16 protein-coding genes are annotated in these 17708 nt (G+C 66.1%); 9 read left to right on the top strand and 7 right to left on the bottom strand.

Features of this window, described 5'->3' with window-relative positions; translation table 11 throughout:
- Positions 1-187 precede the first annotated feature (187 nt).
- From phbB to U1737_RS11425, 4 genes are all read right to left on the bottom strand, one after another.
- Positions 188-910, bottom strand: coding sequence for an acetoacetyl-CoA reductase (gene phbB, locus U1737_RS11440; RefSeq protein ID WP_248522477.1), 723 nt, complete (start codon positions 908-910; stop codon positions 188-190).
- 31 nt (positions 911-941) lie between these two features.
- The gene (gene hemH / locus U1737_RS11435; protein ID WP_332796868.1) at positions 942-1949 is read right to left on the bottom strand and encodes a ferrochelatase; all 1008 of its coding nucleotides are present in this window, start codon (positions 1947-1949) and stop codon (positions 942-944) included.
- Entirely contained in the window at positions 1946-4132 is a 2187-nt protein-coding gene (locus tag U1737_RS11430; RefSeq protein ID WP_332796867.1) for a xanthine dehydrogenase family protein molybdopterin-binding subunit, read from the bottom strand. The genes hemH and U1737_RS11430 overlap by 4 nt, the downstream gene beginning before the upstream one ends.
- A gap of 175 nt (positions 4133-4307) precedes the next feature.
- Positions 4308-6011, bottom strand: coding sequence for a class I adenylate-forming enzyme family protein (locus U1737_RS11425; RefSeq protein WP_332796866.1), 1704 nt, complete (start codon positions 6009-6011; stop codon positions 4308-4310).
- A 37-nt stretch (positions 6012-6048) separates the two neighbouring features.
- Here U1737_RS11425 and lgt point away from each other — a divergent pair, with 37 nt between their 5' ends.
- The 6 genes from lgt to U1737_RS11395 all read left to right on the top strand — a co-directional run bounded on the left by lgt (position 6049) and on the right by U1737_RS11395 (position 11658).
- Entirely contained in the window at positions 6049-6981 is a 933-nt protein-coding gene (gene lgt / locus U1737_RS11420; RefSeq protein ID WP_443027120.1) for a prolipoprotein diacylglyceryl transferase, read from the top strand.
- Between the two features lie 141 nt (positions 6982-7122).
- Entirely contained in the window at positions 7123-8184 is a 1062-nt protein-coding gene (locus U1737_RS11415; RefSeq protein WP_248522486.1) for a class I SAM-dependent methyltransferase, read from the top strand.
- A complete protein-coding gene (locus U1737_RS11410) occupies positions 8181-8693 on the top strand; it encodes a GNAT family N-acetyltransferase (protein ID WP_248522488.1) in 513 nt (170 codons plus the stop codon). The genes U1737_RS11415 and U1737_RS11410 overlap by 4 nt, the downstream gene beginning before the upstream one ends.
- Positions 8694-8838: 145 nt before the next feature.
- Positions 8839-9597 carry a peptidoglycan editing factor PgeF gene (pgeF, locus tag U1737_RS11405; RefSeq protein WP_332796889.1) on the top strand — a complete coding sequence of 253 codons (759 nt, stop codon included), beginning with the start codon at positions 8839-8841 and terminating at the stop codon, positions 9595-9597.
- 76 nt (positions 9598-9673) lie between these two features.
- Positions 9674-11020, top strand: a complete 1347-nt coding sequence (locus U1737_RS11400; RefSeq protein ID WP_248522490.1) for a cystathionine gamma-synthase family protein — start codon at positions 9674-9676, stop codon at positions 11018-11020.
- Positions 11021-11139: 119 nt separating this feature from the next.
- Complete coding sequence (locus U1737_RS11395) at positions 11140-11658, top strand: phosphoribosyltransferase (protein WP_248522492.1); 519 nt, start codon at positions 11140-11142, stop codon at positions 11656-11658.
- Between the two features lie 295 nt (positions 11659-11953).
- Here U1737_RS11395 and U1737_RS11390 read toward each other — a convergent pair whose 3' ends face one another.
- Positions 11954-12334, bottom strand: coding sequence for a glycine zipper 2TM domain-containing protein (locus U1737_RS11390; protein WP_248522494.1), 381 nt, complete (start codon positions 12332-12334; stop codon positions 11954-11956).
- Between the two features lie 155 nt (positions 12335-12489).
- Here U1737_RS11390 and U1737_RS11385 point away from each other — a divergent pair, with 155 nt between their 5' ends.
- The gene (locus tag U1737_RS11385) at positions 12490-13515 is read left to right on the top strand and encodes an esterase-like activity of phytase family protein (protein WP_248522496.1); all 1026 of its coding nucleotides are present in this window, start codon (positions 12490-12492) and stop codon (positions 13513-13515) included.
- A 201-nt stretch (positions 13516-13716) separates the two neighbouring features.
- Here U1737_RS11385 and rpmB read toward each other — a convergent pair whose 3' ends face one another.
- A complete protein-coding gene (rpmB, locus tag U1737_RS11380; RefSeq protein ID WP_056053386.1) occupies positions 13717-14016 on the bottom strand; it encodes a 50S ribosomal protein L28 in 300 nt (99 codons plus the stop codon).
- A 171-nt stretch (positions 14017-14187) separates the two neighbouring features.
- Here rpmB and U1737_RS11375 point away from each other — a divergent pair, with 171 nt between their 5' ends.
- Both U1737_RS11375 and U1737_RS11370 read left to right on the top strand, forming a co-directional pair.
- Positions 14188-14406, top strand: a complete 219-nt coding sequence (locus U1737_RS11375; RefSeq protein ID WP_248522498.1) for a hypothetical protein — start codon at positions 14188-14190, stop codon at positions 14404-14406.
- A 60-nt stretch (positions 14407-14466) separates the two neighbouring features.
- The gene (locus tag U1737_RS11370) at positions 14467-14895 is read left to right on the top strand and encodes a nucleoside deaminase (RefSeq protein ID WP_248522500.1); all 429 of its coding nucleotides are present in this window, start codon (positions 14467-14469) and stop codon (positions 14893-14895) included.
- 152 nt (positions 14896-15047) lie between these two features.
- On the opposite strand, the gene pepN is transcribed toward U1737_RS11370, so the two are convergent.
- The gene (pepN, locus tag U1737_RS11365) at positions 15048-17636 is read right to left on the bottom strand and encodes an aminopeptidase N (protein WP_332796864.1); all 2589 of its coding nucleotides are present in this window, start codon (positions 17634-17636) and stop codon (positions 15048-15050) included.
- Positions 17637-17708: the final 72 nt, after the last annotated feature.

Raw genomic sequence — 17708 nt, 5'->3', positions numbered from 1 at the left:
CCCCGCGAACGCGGGGGCCCAGGATCAAGCAAGACCGACCTTGATAATCCGGTAGACCTCTACTCAGCGCCGCCGGCAAAGCGGCCGTCGGACTGGTTCGGCCTGGCCGACCCGCCGGCCGTGCTGGGCGCTGCCCGCCTCGCTTTGCTCGCGGTCAACGGCGCGGACGTTGCCGCGCCTGCGCCCGTTAGTACATGTGCTGCCCGCCATTGATGCTCAGTGTAGACCCGGTAACGAACCCGCCCTCTTCCGAGCAAAGGAACGCCACACCGCGGGCGATCTCGGTAGCCTGACCCAGCCGCCCGACCGGGATCTTCGCGACGATCTTCTCCAGCACGTCGGCCGGCACCGCGGCCACCATATCCGTATCGATATACCCCGGCGCGATCGCGTTGACCGTCACGCCCGCGCGCGCGCCTTCTTGCGCCAGCGCCTTGGTGAAGCCGTGGATGCCCGACTTGGCCGCAGCATAGTTCACCTGGCCATATTGCCCGGCCTGCCCGTTGATCGAGCCGATGTTGACGATCCGCCCCCATTTGCGCGTGCGCATACCGGGGAAGACGGCCTTGGCCATGTTGAAACAACCGCCAAGATTGGTGTCCATCACCTCTTTCCAATCCTGGTACGTCATCTTCAGGATGGTGCCGTCACGGGTGATGCCGGCGTTGTTCACGACGATATCGACGTCGCCCAGATCGGCGGCGACTTGCGCGCAGCCGGCCTGGCACGCGTCGTAATCGGCGACGTCCCATTTATACGCCCTGATGCCGGTGCGCTCGGTAAACTCGCGCGCGCGCTCGTCGTTGCCGGCATAGGTTGCCGCTACGGTCAGGCCCATGTCCTGCAATGCGAGGCTGATCGCTTCGCCGATTCCGCGCGTACCACCGGTTACAATTGCGACGCGTGCCATCAGTCTCTCTCCTCGTAGATTTTGCGGAAGGTTAACTTGGGCGTATCCATCCTTCAAGCTCGCGTGCCAAAATGCTGCGCAGCATTTCCACGCCAACCGGGCTGTCGTTGAGGCACGGCAGATACGCGAAATGCGTGCCGCCCGCTTCCTCGAAGCTCTCGCGACCGCGGATCGACAGTTCCTCGAGCGTCTCGAGACAATCGGCGGAGAAGCCCGGCGCAAAGATCGCGATCTTGGTCTTGCCGGCCTTCGCCAGTTCGACGAGCGTCTCGTCGGTCGCCGGCCCCAGCCATTTCTGCGGCCCGAACCGCGACTGGAACGCGATCGTCAACGCGCGACCCATGCGTTCGCCGAGCAACCGCGCGGTCTTCTGGCAGTGGCAGTGATAGGGATCCCCCTGCTGCAACGTCCGCTTCGGCATGCCGTGGAAGCTGGCGACGATCGCATCGGGCGTGAAATCGAGTGCGGCCAACCCCGCTTCGAGCGAGTCCTTCAGCGCGTCGATATACAGCGTGTCGTCATAATAGGGCGGCAACGTCCGGATCGCCGGCTGCCAGCGCAGACCGGCGAGATGCTTGAACGCCTTGTCGTTCGCGGTCGCGGTCGTTGCTGCGCAATATTGCGGATAGAGTGGCGCGAGCAGGATGCGTTCGCACCCCGCCGCCTTCATCGCCGTCAGCCGGTCGGCAATCGACGGATTGCCGTAGCGCATCGCCCAGTCGACGAGCACTTGGGGGCCGAACGCATCCTTCAACGCCGCCGCTTGCAAACGGGTGATCGCGGCGAGCGGCGAGCCGTCCTCGCGCCAGACCTGCGCATAGGCGTGCGCGGATTTTTTCGGGCGTGTGTTGAGGATGATGCCGCGCAGGATCGGCTGCCACGCGATCTGGGGGATCTCGACGACGCGACCATCGGACAGGAATTCACCAAGATAGCGCTTCACCGATTTCGTATCGGGGCCGTCGGGCGTGCCGAGGTTCATCAGGAGAACGCCGATGCGCGGCTTGGGAATCGGGGGGTGATCGGGGGGCAGGGTCATGTCGATGGTCTTAAAGGCAAATTACGGATGCGGAAGCCCGTTGACGCATTGAGGGCGTTGGCGATCGCCGGTGCGACCGCAGGGACGCCGAGTTCGCTGACCCCGCCGGGCGCGTCTTCGCTTCGGATCAGTTCAACGGTGATGTCGGGCGTGTCGACCAGCCGGGGCAGCGCAATCGTGTCGAACCCGCGCGCGTCTGCGAGCCCACGGGTGAATCCGGTCGACGCGCCGAGTGCCGATGCCATGCCGAAGATCAGTCCGCCCTCGATCTGCTGGCGAATGATGTCGGGATTGATATGCGCGCCGCAGTCGACCGCCGCGACGAGTCGGTCGACCACGGGGCGCCGGTCCGCGCCCATGTGTGCTTCTGCCATCACCGCGATGTAGCTGCCCCGGAACGCGTGGGCTGCGAGGCCTTGGCCGCTGCCGGCGACACCGCCGTTCCAGCCGCCAAGTGCTGCCGCGGTCGACAGGCAGCGGGCAAGTCGTGGTTCGCCGCCCAGCATGGCGATGCGGAACGACATCGGTTCGGATTGGGCCCCGCGCGCGAGTTCGTCGAGGAAGCATTCGGTGAAGAACGCGGTGTAGCCGTGTGCGCCGCCGCGGAGGTGGCCGGTCGGGATGCCGATCTCGGCAGGGTGGTGGTCGATCGCAAAGGCGGGGATGCGGTAGGCGGACGTTGCGCCGGCCACGGCGTAGCGGTCGCCCTTGGTGCCGATCAGTGCGGCTTCGGTGGCGAGCCCCGGCATCATGCGGCGTGCCATTTCGGCGCCGGTGGCGGGGGTGGCGATGCTCGCGCTCCAGCCCATGATCGCGCCGTTGGGGGCGAGGCGTGCGGCCATCTTCGCGACTGCGGGTGCGCGGTAGTGGTCGCGGAGCGAGTCCTCGCCGCGCGACCAGACGAGGCTGACCGGGCGGCGGAGTTTGACCGCGAGTACCGCCGCCTGTTCGGCGACATCGTGTTCGAGCGCGGCGCCGAACGATCCGCCGATCAGCATCGGGTGGACGACGACGGCGTCTTCGCTGAGGCCCGCCGCGCGCGCCGCGGCCGATAGTGCGAGCCCCGACGCTTGCGTCGCGAGCCAGAGTTCGAGGCGGCCGTTCGAGAAGGATGCGGTGGCGCTGCGGGTCTCGATCGCTGCGTGAAGGCCGAAACCAGTGCGGTAGGTCGCGGTGACAAGTTTGGCGCCTTGGAAGGTCGCGGCAACGTCGCCTGTTTCCGCCATTCGTGTGCCGGGGCGAGCGAGTGCGGCGTCGAGTGCCGCGTCGACCGACCTGGTATCGGGGAGGGGGGCGTCGTTCTCGAACCGCGGCGCGAGCGCGTCGAGCGCCTTTTGCGCCGCCCACCCTGTCGTCGCGACGGCCGCTACCCAGCGCGGGTTCTCGACCACCGACAGCACGCCGCGGATGCGGTCGGCGGCGGCGCGGTCGACCTTTGTCAGGCGACCGCCGACCGGGCCCTGGCGGATCGCGGCGTGGACCATGTCGGCTAGGCGGACGTCGCCCGCGAAATTAGCCGAGCCGTCGACTTTCGACGGGGTGTCTAGGCGGGGGACCGATTTGCCGACCAGCTTGCCTGCGCCCTGGATGCCGAGCGGGAGGGGGGTGGGGAGAGTGAACTTCGTGGCCTCCTCGGCCAGTTCGGCGAAGCGGATGCGTTTGGCGCCGTTGGTGCAGAAGCCGGCGTCGACGTTGACCTGGGTCCAGTCGGCGTCCCAGCGCTTGGCCGCCGCCATGCAGAGCAGCGCGCGGGCGCCGGCGCCGGCCTCGCGACAGGCTTGCTCGAACATCCGGATCGAACTCGATCCGCCGGTGAGCATCGGTGGCTGTACGATGCCGTCCGGGAGACGGTCGAACAGGCCTTCGAACAGGTCGTGCGTGCCGATTGCGTTGACGTAGAGCGGGTTGAGCGGGGCGGGCTCGACGCCGATTGTGCGCCAGTCCGCGCCGAGCTCGTCCGCGACGATCTGGGGGAGGGTCGTGTAGACGCCCTGGCCGTGTTCGACCTGCGGGACGGAGACGGTGACATGGCCGTCGGTGCAGATCTTGAGCCACGCGCCGAACGGGGTTTCGCCGGGGTTGGCGACGAGATTGGGGGCGTAGGTGCGCGGCCATAGGCCCCAGGCTACGACGAGCCCGATCCCCGCGCCGCCGCCGACTAAAATCTCACGCCTGCTAATCATGAGGTGGCTCTAATCCTTCTCCCCCACGGGGAGAAGGTGGCGCGGAGGCACGTCTATCTTCCCTCGTCCTCCTGACGAAAGTCAGGACCCAGAGCCAAGCAGCTGTGGCTCCCGTTATCCTGGGTCCTGACTTTCGTCAGGACGACAGAAATGGGAGACCGCTTATCCCACAAATTCAGGCCATCGCTCGGTACGTTGCTTTGAGCGAGACCTTGTCGATCTTCTCCGTCCCCAGTCTCGGCAACGGCTGTTCCGAAATCCAGATTCGCTGCGGTATCTTGAACGCGGCGATGTGCTGGTGGAGGAACGCGGTCAGGTCGTCCGAGGTCAGCGTCTCGCCGTCCTGCGGGACGACAACCGCGCCGGGCACCTCGCCGAACCGCTCGTCCGCGAGGCCGAAGACCGCGGCTTCCGCGATCGCCGGATGCTCGTACAACGCCGCCTCGACCTCCTGGCACGAGATGTTCTCGCCGCCGCGGATGATGATGTCCTTCTTGCGGTCGACGATGAACAGATAGCCGTCCTCGTCGACATAACCGATGTCGCCGGTCCGGAAATAGCCGTCGGTGGTGAACGCCGCGGCGGTCGCGTCGGGGCGGTTCCAGTATTCCTTGAAGTTGCAGATCGAGCGGATGCAGACCTCGCCGCGCTGGCCCTGGTCGACCGGGTGGCCGGCATCGTCGAGGATCGCGAGGTCGACCAGCGGCGCGCCGGGGCGGCCGGCGGAATTGGGCTTGGCGAGGTAGTTGCTGCGCCAGTTGCCGGTGCCGACGGCGTTGGTTTCGGTCAGGCCATAGCCGATCAGCGGTGCGCCCCCCTTGCCAGCCGGACCGCCCATTTCCTCGTCGATGCGGCGGACGTGATCGACCGGGCGCGGGGCGCCACCCGCGGCGAAATCGGTGACGGTCGACAGGTCGTAATTGGCACGATCGGGGTGATTGAGGATCTCGAAGCTCATCAAGGGCACGCCGACGAAATACGTGACGCCCTCCGCCTCGATCAGCCGCATCGCCTCGCCCGCATCCCATTTCGGCATCAGCACCAGCTTGCGGCCCATCGCGAAGCTCTGGAGAAACACGGGGACTTCGCCGGTGATGTGGAACAGCGGGATCGTCAGCAGCGTGACCGGCTGGCCGATCGGCGGATTGCCTTGCGCGGTGGCGATGCCGACCATCATCATCGCCTGGCCGAGATAGTTGAAGATGCCCTGCACGATCGCGCGGTGCTCGGACAGCGCGCCCTTCGATTGGCCGGTCGAACCGCTGGTGAACAGGATCGTCGCATGATCCTCGGGCCCAAGCAGCGGCAGGTCGGGGGTGTGATCGTCCTTTGCGAACACGACTCCGAGCGCTTCGGCAAGCGGTCGCGAATCGTCGATCTCGACCACCGGTGCGCGCAGGCCTGTGATCTGGGTGAGTCGTTTCACCCGGGGTGGATCGGCGAATACGAGGGAACAATCGACCTCGCCGATCGCCGTCTCCAGCTCTTCCGCCTGCCACCAGCCGTTGAGCAACGTCGCGACGCCGCCAGCCATGACGATGCCCATGTAGAGCACGATCCACGACGGCGAATTGCGCATCGCAATGCCGACCCGGTCGCCCTTGGCGATGCCGTACCCGCCGACGATGGCGCGCGCGGTGCGCTCGGCGGCAGCGTAGACTTCGCCAAACGTCAGCCGCTCGGCGCCGGATACCAGGAAGACGGCGTCGCGGTGCTCGTTGGCATAGTGTGCGAAATAATAGCTGAGCGCGGGCGGCGCGGCGGCGATCGTCGGCAGTTTTACCCCGAACCGCTCGACCGAACCGAGCGCCAGTATGCCGTCCGGCGCGGTCAGCGCGGCCATCGTCGAATCCATAGCCAGGTCCAGCTCGGTCCGCATATCGCTCTCCTACTTGGTCTTATCGTTATCGGCCTTTATGCAGGGGCGAACGCGTGGGGAAAAGCCTTTGATCCTGTCGACCATCACCGCCGCTGCGGGCGTAGCGCCTGCCGTCGGCAGTCACATCCGTTTCGAGGATCTGGGGCTCCACCCCGACGTCTTCTCGATCGGCTTCTTCACGCTGCGCTGGTACAGCCTTGCCTATATCGGCGGGATCCTGCTCGGCTGGTGGTATCTGCTGAAGCTGCTCGCGCAGCCCGGTGCGCCGATGGCGCGGCGGCATGCCGACGACCTGGTGTTCTATGCGACGCTGGGCATCATCCTCGGCGGGCGGCTCGGTTATGTGATCTTCTACGCACCCGAGATGTTCCTGCATCCGCTGCGCATCTTCCGGCTCTGGGATGGCGGCATGTCGTTCCACGGCGGGGTGATCGGCACGTCGATCGGGCTGATCCTGTTTGCGCGGAAACACCAGCTTAACTGGTTGCGTGTGCACGATTATATCGCGTGCTGTGTGCCCTTCGGGCTGTTCTTCGGGCGGCTGGCGAACTTCGTGAATGGCGAGCTCTGGGGCAAGCCGACCGACGTTGCCTGGGGGATCATCTTCGAGCGCACCGTGCCGTTCGGGATGGTCGAGCCGGCGCGGCATCCGAGCCAGCTGTATGAAGCCGGGCTGGAGGGCATCCTCCTGTTCGCGCTGCTCTGGGTCGCGTTCTGGAAGACCAAGGCGCGCTATGATCCGGGCAAGCTCGTTGGACTGTTCGTGCTGGGATACGGCCTCGCCCGGTTCACGGCGGAGTTCTTCCGCGAGCCTGATTCGCAGTTGCGGGCCTTTGCCGAGTCGACCGGGCTGCACATGGGGCAGTGGCTGTGCGTGCCGATGATTCTCGGCGGCGCGTATCTGGTGGCTACGTCGGCGAAGCGGCGGGTGCGGGTCGAGTCGATCGCGGGGACGCAGAGCGTCGCCTGACGCGGCTCGCCTCTAATAGAAGCACCACCCCGGCGGAGGCCGGGGCCCAAGTGGAACGTCCATGGTGACATGCGTTGCGCGCTGTTACATCGACCTTCCCCATTGGGCCCCGGCCTCCGCCGGGGTGGTAGAGATTTTACGATGGTCGACATGCCCGACACTCCCTTGACTGATACCGCCCTCCCGGAACGCCTCGCCCGAGCGATCGCGCTCGCAGGTCCCATCCCCGTCGCGCAGTACATGGCGGCCGCTAACGCACACTACTATGCGACCCGTGATCCGATGGGGGTGGGGGGTGACTTCATCACTGCGCCCGAGATCAGCCAGATGTTCGGTGAGCTTGTCGGCCTTTGGTGCGCCGATCTGTGGGACCGGGTGGGGCGGCCGGATGTGGCTTGGGTCGAACTCGGTCCAGGTCGCGGGACGCTGGCTGCCGATGCTGCGCGGGCGATGGCGAAAGCCGGGCTTACGCCCCCCGTACATTTCGTCGAAACCAGCCCAGCGCTGCGCGCGGCTCAGGCCGAGCGCGTGCCCGCCGCCATCTGGCACGACGCGATCGACACGCTGCCGACCGATCGGCCGCTGATCGTCGTCGCCAACGAGTTCTTCGATGCGCTGCCGATTCGCCAGCTCGTCAAGCGCGAGCAGTGGCATGAACGCCTCGTCGCTGCGCAGGACCTGCTGTTCCTACCGATCGCCGGCAAGCCGCTGCCCGATGCGGTGATTCCCGAACCGTTTCGCGAGGCACCCGCCGGCTCGGTCCTGGAAACCTCGCCTGCGGCCGTCACGATCGTCCGCGGCCTTGCCAAACGGATCGCGGCGCAGGGCGGCGCGCTGATCGCGGTCGACTATGGCTATGAGGGGCCGGCGCTCGGCGACACGTTGCAGGCGGTGCGCGGGCATGCGTTCGCCAACCCGTTCGAGGCGCCCGGCGAGCACGACCTGACCGCGCATGTCGACTTCACCACGCTCGCCGCCGCGGCACAGGCCGAGGGCGCGGTCGCGTGGGGGCCGGTGACGCAGCGCGATTTGCTCGGTGCATTAGGCATCGATTCGCGGACGTCGGCGCTCGCCAACGCATCGCCCGCGCGGGTGGAAGCACTGGCTGCCGATCGGAGGAGGTTGATGGACGACATGGGTATTCTCTTCAAAGCGCTAGCGATTACCGCGCCAGATTGGCCAACCCCGGCGGCGTTTGCATGATTACCTATCGCGATGCCTTGCCAGCCGACGGCGCAGAACTCGGCGCGATGGCGAAGCGGTCGTTCACCGACACCTTCGGCACGCTGTACCGGCCCGAAGACCTTGCCGCGTTTCTCGACCAGACGTTCGGGCAGAAGGGGTTGCCGGCGCAGCTGTCCGACCCCGCCTACACGGTGCGCGTGGCGGTGGACGAGGCGGGCGAGATCGTCGGGTTCGCCAAGATCGGACCGGTCGTGTTTCCCGGCGAATGGCCTGCGACCGCGATCGAACTTCACCAGCTTTACGTCAGTGGGGACCAGCATGGTGCGGGTGTTGGCCCGGCGTTGATGGACTGGGCGATCGATGTCGCGCGGGCTGGGGGGCGGACGGAAATGATCCTCAGTGTGTATGTGGATAACCATCGGGCGCACCGGTTCTACCAGCGGTACGGCTTTGTCGAGATCGGGCGGTATGTGTTCATGGTTGGGGAGCAGCCTGACGATGATCGGATCATGCGGCTCGTCTTGTGATCGACGGTTCTAGTAGCCGCTACCCCGGCGCAGGCCGGGGCCCAATTGGAGAGGTCGTGGTAACGATGCGCAGTCCTTTGTCAGCGAGGTCCCCCAATTGGGCCCCGGCCTTCGCCGGGGTGGCTGCATGGGTGGGGTGGTGGATATGACTCTCGACGTCATTCGCGCGAAGTCGCTCGGCGACATTCCCCACGGGTTTCTCGGCCGTCGCGGGGGTGTCTCGATCGGCGCCTACGCGAGCCTCAACGTCGGTATCGGCTCCGACGACGATACCGCCCACATTGCCGAGAACCGCCGCCGTGCGACCGAAGCGGTCCTGCCGGGGGCGAAACTCGTTGGGCTCTATCAAGTCCACTCTGCCGACGCGGTGACCGTGATCGAGCCGTTCGACGCTGCGATCCGACCGCATGCCGATGCGCTGGTGACCAACCGTCCCGGTCTCGCGCTCGGCATCCTCACCGCGGATTGCGCGCCGGTGCTGTTCGCCGACCGCGAGGCCGGCGTCGTCGCGGCGGCGCATGCCGGCTGGAAGGGCGCGCTTGGCGGCGTCACCGATGAAACGATCCTCGCGATGGAGGCGATCGGTGCGCAGCGCGACCGGATCGTCGCCGCAGTCGGGCCGTGCATCGCGCGCGCCAGCTACGAGGTCGACGACGGCTTCATCCGTCGATTCTGCGAGGCGGATCCGGCGAATGAGCGCTTCTTTGCGGATGGCCGTGCGGATCATTACCAGTTCGACTTGGAGGCCTATGTCGTCAGCCGGCTTGCGGTGGCGGGGATCGGGCGGATCGAAGCGCTCGGGTTGGACACCTATACCGACGAGGACCGGTTCTTCAGCTATCGGCGTGCGACCCATCGCGACGAGCCCTCCTACGGTCGTCAGATCAGCGTCATTGGCCTGTAACGGGTCCCAAATCCCGCACGGCTCGTTTAGGCTCGGCACATCGGCCCGCGCCAGACGGGCCACGCAGGAGCATATGATGTCCGATACCCCGAATAACGCCGGTGCCATCCCCGCCGAAACCGAAGCCGACCTGACCGGCGTAGCGGCACGCGTCGCGCCGAAGCCCGAGGTCGAGAAGATCGGCGGGCGCAAGCTGAAGCCGTCGACGCTGATGATGGGCCACGGTTACGACCCCGCTCTGTCGGAAGGTTCGCTGAAGCCGCCGATCTTCCTCACCTCGACCTTCGTCTTCCCCAACGCAGCGGCGGGCAAGCGTCACTTCGAAGGCGTCACCGGCAAGCGTCCGGGCGGTGCGGAGGGCCTCGTCTATTCGCGCTTCAACGGGCCGAACCAGGAGATCCTCGAGGATCGCCTCGGCGTCTGGGAAGAGGCGGAGGACGCGCTCGCCTTCTCGTCGGGCATGTCGGCGATCGCGACGCTGTTCCTCGCGATGGTCAAGCCGGGCGACACGATCGTCCATTCGGGGCCGCTTTATGCCGCGACCGAGACGCTGATTGGCCGCGTGCTCGGTAAGTTCGGCGTGAAGTGGCTCGACTTCCCGGCTGGCGCGACGCGCGAGGAGATCGACGCGGTGATGACCGAGGCGGCGACCGGCAACGTCGCGCTGATCTACCTCGAAAGCCCTGCGAACCCCACGAATGCGCTGGTCGACGTCGAGGCGGTCGCCGCCAGCCGTGACGCGATCTTCAAGGGTGAGAAACCCCCGATCGCAATCGACAACACGTTCCTCGGGCCGCTGTGGTTCCAGCCGCTTAAGCATGGCGCGGATATCGTCGTGTATTCGCTGACGAAATATGTCGGCGGGCATTCCGATCTCGTCGCCGGCGGCGTGCTCGGCACGAAGGAACATATCAACACGATCCGGACGATGCGGAACACGATCGGGACGATCACCGATCCGAATACCGCGTGGATGCTGTTGCGGTCGCTCGAAACGCTAGAGCTGCGTATGAGCCGGGCGGGCGAGAATGCCGCGAAGGTCTGCGGCTTCCTGCGGCATCATCCGAAGGTCGAGCGGGTCGCGTATCTCGGCTTCCTAGAGGACGAGCCCGGCATGGAGCGGCAGGCGGACATCTATCGCCGGCATTGCACCGGTGGTGGCTCGACCTTCTCGCTGTACCTCAAGGGCGGCGAGCGCGAGAGTTTCGCGTTCCTCGACGCCTTGAAGATCGCCAAGCTCGCGGTGTCGCTCGGCGGTACCGAGACGCTGGCGAGCCATCCGGCGGGGATGACGCATCTGTCGGTGCCCGACGCGCGGAAGCAGGCGCTGGGGATTACGGACAACCTCGTCCGGATTTCGATCGGGGTGGAGGATCCGGACGATCTGATCGCCGATTTCGAGCAGGCGCTGGAGACGATCTGAGTTGTGTCTCCCGCGAACGCGGGAGTTCAGGGTTAGGATCGCTGCACCTCTAACCCTGGGCTCCTGCTTTCGCAGGAGAACGGCTAGCTCTCGCAACGGCAAGTCGGTAGCGTCCAAGAATGCCGATTTTCACCCCTATCCCGCAGCACGAGTTCGTCGCCGCGATCCACATCCTCGCCGCCAAGCTGGTCGAGGATACCGAGTGGAAACCCGATTACATCATCGGGATTGGTCGTGGCGGTCTCGTGCCCGCAGTGTTCCTCAGCCATGCGATCGGTTTGCCGACGCTGTCGGTCGATTATTCCAGCCAGGTGAAGGACTTTGCCGACGAGCCGCTGGTGAAGCTGGCCGCGCGCACGCGCAATGGCGAGCGGCTGCTGTTTCTCGACGATATCAATGATTCTGGGCGGACGATCACGCATTTGCGGGGAGCGCTGGCTGCGGCGGGGGCGGTCGAGGGCGCGGTGCGGTTTGCGATGTTGATCGACAACGTCAGTTCGGCGGAGCGGATCGAATATAGCGCGCGGGTTATCGATCGGGCGGTGACCAAGGACTGGTTCGTGTTCCCTTGGGAGGCGGTCGCGCCGGCTGCGGCGATTGCCGAGGACGCGGCGGAGGTGCCTGAGCGGATCGCGTGATCCACGCCCGCCCGTCATCCTGACTTTCGTCAGGATGACGGAATGTGGGGCGTCGAGCCTGCACCATTAGCGCCGGTATCGCTCGACTGCGGACGAACAAAGGGCCGGCTTCCGAACGGGAAGCCGGCCCTCGCCCTCGATACGCTACGCGAGGGAACTGGGGAACTGGTGTGGTGGCCTAAGCGGGGCGCGACGTCGGCGAAGCCGTCGTCGGTCGGGTCAGGCGCTGCCTGCCCGCCGTCCGTGCCGGCGGGTGCTCGGCCGCTTTGCGGCGAGCACCGACCCGTTGCCGGGCTTAGCGCCGGCAGTACCGCGGGTTATCCGACTTATCGATTGCGTTGCCGGCGAGACCACCGCCCGCGGCGCCTAGCACTGCGCCGAGCGTCCGGTCACCGCGACCTGCGATCGTGTGGCCGAGCAGGCCGCCGGCGAGTGCGCCGACGATCGTGCCACCGCTGTTGTCGCAACCGCGACGATTGCGGGCGTTGTAGCGGCGATCGTTGCCGCGATACTGGCGATAGCCACGATCGTAGCCACCGTCGCGATAGCCGCCCTGATAGCCATCGTAGCCACGCTCGTAGCGCGAGCCATAACGCTGCGCATCGGCGGCGGCGGGAACGAGGGCGGTCGCACCCAATGCGAGGGCACTGGCGGCGAGGGTAAAAGTCTTGAACATCGTGCGTCTCCCGTTGGGGATTTCGGCGGCGGCGTCTGCCGTGCTTCCATCCTCGATGAAACGCTTATGGGTGATTCGCATTGAGCCGAGCCTGAATGCCTCCGTTATCCGCGGTTCATGCTTCCGCGGATCGCCGGACGCCCTATGAGGACGCGATGCGGCGCTTGATCACTGTCCTGTTCGTCGCCGTGAGCGTCTGTGCAATCGTGCCGACCTGGTCGGGCGAAGCGCGGCTCGACCTGCTCGGCGATCGCGCGCAGTTGACCGCGACTCGCGTGATGCTCGATCGGACTAATCCGCGGCACGTGCGAGTCGGGGGGCTGACCTATCTCGGCGGCGTGGCGCTCGCCAGCCGAGACCGGGCGTTCGGCGGGTTCTCGTCGCTAGACGTCGCCGCCGCGATCACCGGGAATCGCTTCACGCTGCTCAGCGACGGCGGCAATGTCGTGCAGTTCGACATGGGGCTGGACTGGCGCCCGCACCGCATCGCCTTCACCAACCTGCCCGCCGGGCCCGGCATCGGCTGGGAGAAGCGCGACCGCGACAGCGAATCGATGGCGATCGATCCGGCGACGGGCAGGATCTGGGTCGGGTTCGAAGATGGCAACACGATCTGGCGTTATGCACCGGGGTTCGCGCGGTACGAGGCGCGGGTGGCGCCGGACGCGATGCGCAAATGGCCGGCGAACGGGGGATCGGAATCGATGGCGCGGCTGCCGGATGGCCGATTCGTCGTGATCAGCGAGGAGGCGCATGTGCGTCGATCGGACTGGAGCGGGTCGGAGAAGGCGCGACTGCGGACGCGGCAGGCGTTGATCTTCACGGGCGATCCGACCGGGGCCGCGCCGCCGTCGCGTTTCGCCTACGAACCGTATGGTCGGTATGATCCTTCGGACATCACCGCGTTGCCGAATGGCGACCTGCTGGTACTCGATCGCGGGTTTCGCCTGCCGTTTATCTTCTCGGCGCGGATATCTCGGGTGGCGGCGCGCGATGTGGTGGCGGGGCGAATCGCACGCGGCGAATTGATCGCCACCATCGACGCGCCGCTGATCCACGATAATTTCGAGGGGATCGACACGACGGTCGAGAACGGCGCGACGATCGTGTGGATCGTGTCCGACGACAACCAGATGGTTCTTCAGCGGACGCTGTTGCTGAAGTTGCGGTTGGAGCGGTAGCGGCGGGGCGGGTTTGTAGCCACTCGCCCGTCGTGCCTTTACCCCTGATCCCAGCTTTCGCTGGGATGACGGGCAACGTGGACCAGGGACCTGGTCGCCGTCTGTGGAAGTACGGCCATGCAGACCCATCACCCACAAACGCCGACGGCCCGCTCTGCGAAGTGCAGGGCGGGCCGCGGTGATCGCAGTACGACGTCGCTGTTAGGCGGCGACGGCCGAAGCTGCGATCTTCTTGACGACTTCGCGCTTCAGGCGACGAACGCGGAGCGACAGCTTGTCGTCCGAGACCTTCACCAGCCAGTTGTCGAGGCCACCGTTGTGCTCGACGGTGCGCAGGCCATGCGTCGATACGCGCAGCTTGACGCCCTTCTCGAGCGAATCGGAAAGCAGCGTGACGTTTTGCAGGTTCGGCAGGAACGTGCGCTTGGTCTTGTTGTTGGCGTGGGAGACGTTGTTCCCGACCATCCGGCCCTTGCCGGTCAGTTCGCAGATGCGCGACATGTGATTACCTATTCAAGTGTCGGGAGGAACCCCGGAAAGGCGCGCGGATAGCTGGCACGCCGGCTTTCGTCAACCGATTGTGCGTAATACGGTTGTGCAACCCGCGGCATTCGAGGACGTTGTTACGCTATCGAACTGTTCGCTGCGAGCCGTTCAAAAAGGGGATGTCCTATGCGTACGCTCTTGTCACTGGTGGCTATCGTGATTCTCGTGGTGGTCGGCCTGATGTATTTCGGGATCATCAACATCGACCAGACCCGCCAGGGCGTCGTCCAGGCGCCGAAGTTCCAGGCGGACGTCGCCAAGGTCACGCTCGGCACCGAGAACAAGACGGTGGCGGTGCCGACGATCAACGTCGAGAAGCCCGCCAACAGCCAGGCACCGAACTGAGCTTTACGGCACGCGGGCGGCGGGGCAGGGCCTGAGGCCATGTTCCCCGTCCCCGAACCTATGCGCCGCGCGCTCGACGCGGCCCGCGATGCGGCGCTGGCCGGGGAAGTCCCGGTTGGCGCCGTTGTCGTGAAGGACGGCGTCATTATCGCGACGGCGGCCAATGCGCCTCGGGCGTTGTGCGACCCCACTGCGCATGCCGAAATCCAGGCGATTCGCGCAGCCGCTTCGGTGTTGGGGAGCGACCGGCTTGAGGGGTGCGATCTTTGGGTGACACTTGAGCCATGTGCGATGTGCGCCGGAGCCATCGCGCATGCCCGGATTGCGCGGCTCTATTATGGGGCCGCGGATGCAAAGGGCGGCGCGGTCGAGCATGGACCGCGTTTTTTTGGTCAGGCGACCTGCCATCATCGGCCTGAGGTTTATGCGGGGATTGCGGAGACCGAGGCGGCGATGATGCTGCGGGAGTTCTTCGCGAGTCGCCGGTAGGGGCGAAGCGATCCATGATCCTCCCCCGTCAGGGGGAGGTGGCGCCGAAGGCGACGGAGGGGGAGGACACGGAACAGAGGTTTTCCCTCTCCTCCCCCTCCGTCTGGCAAGGGCCAGACACCTCCCCCTGGCAGGGGAGGATTAGACTCAGTTCAGCCCTCCAAACTCTTCGACGCCTGTTCGAACAGGTCCTTCGACAGCCCCGGCGTCCGCACGATCCGCTCCAGTTCCCCGCGCATCAGCGCCGCCCGCGCTGCATCGAACCGGCGCCAGCGGCCGAGCGGCGGCAGGAGTTTCGCGGCGGTTTGTGGGTTGAGGCGGTCGAGCGCGATCAGCTGGTCGGCCAGGAACCGATAGCCGCCCCCGTCCGCGGTGTTGAACGCACGCTGGTTCGCCCCGAACGCGCCGATCAGCGAGCGCGCGCGGTTGGGGTTAGTCAGGGTGAAGTCGGCATGCCCGGCCAGCGCGGCGACGACCGCGCCGGTATCGTCACGCGACGACTGTGCCTGCGCCTGGAACCATTTGTCGAGCACCAGCGGATTGTCGCAATATTGGCTGTAGAAGATGTCGAGCGCGGTGGTGCGGATGTCGGATGTGCTGCTGACGAGCGTCGTCAGCGCGCCCATCCGGTCGGTCATGTTGTCTGCCGAATCGAACTGCGCAAACGCCAGGTCAGCCGCATCCGCTGCGCCGCTCGCTGCTATATAGCCGAGTGCTACCGTCCGCAGGCGACGGAGGCCCTTGCCCTCGGGCGTGTAGGCATAGGGCTGTCCTTCACCACGTGCGTACGCCTGCCGCCATTGTGCTTCGAGCCGCGTGCCGAGGGCGTGGCGGAGCGTCTCCCGCGCGCGGAAGATCGCCTCGGGGTCGACGACGGCCATCTGGTCGCCGATAAAGCTCTCCGACGGCAGCAACACCGCCTCCGCGACGAACGCCAGATCGAGCGCGGCGTCGGCGAGCGTGTTCGCCACCGCGGCGATCACGCCTTCGTGATCCGTGCGGCCTTCCACCGAGGCGACCAGCGTATCGAGCATCAATTGCTGCATCGCCTCGTAGCGCGCGAACGGATCGTCGTCGTGCGCGCTGAGGAAAGCGAGATCGGCGGCGGTGCGGTCGGTCTCGACCACCACGGGGGCGGAGAAGCCGCGGTTGATCGACAGCACCGCGCGCTCGGCGAGGCCTTCGAACGTGATCGTGTCGAGCGTGTCGTCGAACAGGACGAGGCGTTCGTCAGTCAACGCCGCGCCGGACTCCGCGCCGAACAGCTTGATCCGCAACGGCAGGACCATCGGCGACTTCACCGGCTGGCCCGGCGTCGCGGGAACCTGCTGGGCGAGACGGAGCGTCGCGCGGTCGCCGTCCTGCGAGAGGCTGGCGGATACGCGCGGCGTGCCTGCCTGCGAATACCAGAGGCGGAACTGGGTGAGGTCGACCTTGCCGCCTTCCTCCATCGAGGTGACGAAATCCTCGCAGGTCGCGGCCGTCCCGTCGTAGCGGTCGAAATACAGGTCGGTGCCGGCGCGGAAGCCCTGCGGGCCGAGGATCGCGGCCATCATCCGGATCAGTTCGGCGCCCTTGTTATAGATCGTCGCGGTGTAGAAGTTGGATATCTCCTGGTAAGATTCAGGCCGCACGGGGTGCGCGAGCGGGCCGGAATCCTCGGGGAATTGCGACGCGCGCAGGCCCCGGACGTCCTCGATGCGCTTGACCGCGCGCGAGCCCTGGTCGGCAGAGAAGCCTTGGTCGCGGTAAACCGTGAAACCTTCCTTCAACGACAGCTGGAACCAGTCGCGGCAGGTGATGCGGTTGCCCGACCAGTTGTGGAAATACTCGTGCGCGACGACCGCGGCGATCGCGTCGTAGTCGTAATCGGTCGCGGTATCCGGGTCGGCGAGGATGTAGCGCGAATTGAAGATATTGAGGCCCTTGTTCTCCATCGCGCCGAAGTTGAAGTCGTCGACCGCGACGATGTTGAACACGTCGAGGTCGTATTCGCGGCCATAGGTCGTCTCGTCCCACGCCATCGCGAGTTCGAGCGCCTTCAACGCGTGGTCGGTCTTGGGCAGGTCGGCCTCGCGGACCCAGATGCCGAGCGAGACCTCGCGCCCCGACATCGTCGTGAAGCTGCTGCGGTTTACGGCTAGATCGCCGGCGACCAGCGCGAAGAGGTAGGATGGCTTCGGAAATGGGTCGTGCCAAGTCGCCCAATGGCGGCCGTTTTCGAGGTCGCCTTGCTCGACCGGATCGCCGTTCGCGAGCAGCACGGGGAAGTGCTTCTTGTCCGCGGTCATCTTGACCGAATAAACGCTGAGCACGTCGGGGCGGTCGGGGAAGTAGGTGATCCGGCGAAAGCCCTCGGCCTCGCACTGGGTGCAGAGATTGTCGCCCGAGGCGTAGAGCCCCATCAGCTGCGTGTTGCGATCGGGGGCGATCTCGACCCGCGTCTCGACGACATGCGCGGGGCCGGTCAGCGGGATGACGAGCTGTTCGCCGTCAATCCGCCAGTCGTTGATCGCGACGCCGTCGACCGTGACCGACAGTGGCTTTTGCCCAGCGCCGTCGAGCCGCAGCGGTGCGCCGTGATCGCCGTTGCGCGTGACCGACAGTGTTGCCGTTACGCGGGTGGTGGAGGGATCGAGGTCGAAATCCAGCTTCGTCTCGGGGACCAGCCATTCCGGCGGGGTATACTCCTCGCGGCGAATGACGAGCGGGTGGGCGAGACTGTTCTGGATATCGAGCATATGCTGGCGAATATAGGGCCGCGCCCGCCTATCGCCAGCCAAAGCTTGCGCGGGTGACGGTGGATGCTACGC

It is taken from the genome of Sphingomonas fucosidasi, from assembly GCF_036663855.1.
Classification (GTDB): Bacteria; Pseudomonadota; Alphaproteobacteria; order Sphingomonadales; family Sphingomonadaceae; genus Sphingomonas; species Sphingomonas faeni_B.
This window is presented reverse-complemented; position numbering and strand designations above follow the sequence as displayed.

What these genes read in the sequence shown, in the direction of transcription:
- U1737_RS11415 (WP_248522486.1), top strand. Translation starts at nt 7,123, where the DNA reads ATGGTCGACATGCCCGACACTCCCTTGACTGATACCGCCCTCCCGGAA.
- lgt (WP_443027120.1), top strand. Translation starts at nt 6,049, where the DNA reads ATGCAGGGGCGAACGCGTGGGGAAAAGCCTTTGATCCTGTCGACCATC.
- phbB (WP_248522477.1), bottom strand. Translation starts at nt 910, where the DNA reads ATGGCACGCGTCGCAATTGTAACCGGTGGTACGCGCGGAATCGGCGAA.
- rpmB (WP_056053386.1), bottom strand. Translation starts at nt 14,016, where the DNA reads ATGTCGCGCATCTGCGAACTGACCGGCAAGGGCCGGATGGTCGGGAAC.
- U1737_RS11385 (WP_248522496.1), top strand. Translation starts at nt 12,490, where the DNA reads ATGCGGCGCTTGATCACTGTCCTGTTCGTCGCCGTGAGCGTCTGTGCA.
- pgeF (WP_332796889.1), top strand. Translation starts at nt 8,839, where the DNA reads ATGACTCTCGACGTCATTCGCGCGAAGTCGCTCGGCGACATTCCCCAC.
- U1737_RS11425 (WP_332796866.1), bottom strand. Translation starts at nt 6,011, where the DNA reads ATGCGGACCGAGCTGGACCTGGCTATGGATTCGACGATGGCCGCGCTG.
- U1737_RS11400 (WP_248522490.1), top strand. Translation starts at nt 9,674, where the DNA reads ATGTCCGATACCCCGAATAACGCCGGTGCCATCCCCGCCGAAACCGAA.
- U1737_RS11390 (WP_248522494.1), bottom strand. Translation starts at nt 12,334, where the DNA reads ATGTTCAAGACTTTTACCCTCGCCGCCAGTGCCCTCGCATTGGGTGCG.
- U1737_RS11430 (WP_332796867.1), bottom strand. Translation starts at nt 4,132, where the DNA reads ATGATTAGCAGGCGTGAGATTTTAGTCGGCGGCGGCGCGGGGATCGGG.
- U1737_RS11410 (WP_248522488.1), top strand. Translation starts at nt 8,181, where the DNA reads ATGATTACCTATCGCGATGCCTTGCCAGCCGACGGCGCAGAACTCGGC.
- hemH (WP_332796868.1), bottom strand. Translation starts at nt 1,949, where the DNA reads ATGACCCTGCCCCCCGATCACCCCCCGATTCCCAAGCCGCGCATCGGC.
- U1737_RS11375 (WP_248522498.1), top strand. Translation starts at nt 14,188, where the DNA reads ATGCGTACGCTCTTGTCACTGGTGGCTATCGTGATTCTCGTGGTGGTC.
- U1737_RS11395 (WP_248522492.1), top strand. Translation starts at nt 11,140, where the DNA reads ATGCCGATTTTCACCCCTATCCCGCAGCACGAGTTCGTCGCCGCGATC.
- pepN (WP_332796864.1), bottom strand. Translation starts at nt 17,636, where the DNA reads ATGCTCGATATCCAGAACAGTCTCGCCCACCCGCTCGTCATTCGCCGC.
- U1737_RS11370 (WP_248522500.1), top strand. Translation starts at nt 14,467, where the DNA reads ATGCGCCGCGCGCTCGACGCGGCCCGCGATGCGGCGCTGGCCGGGGAA.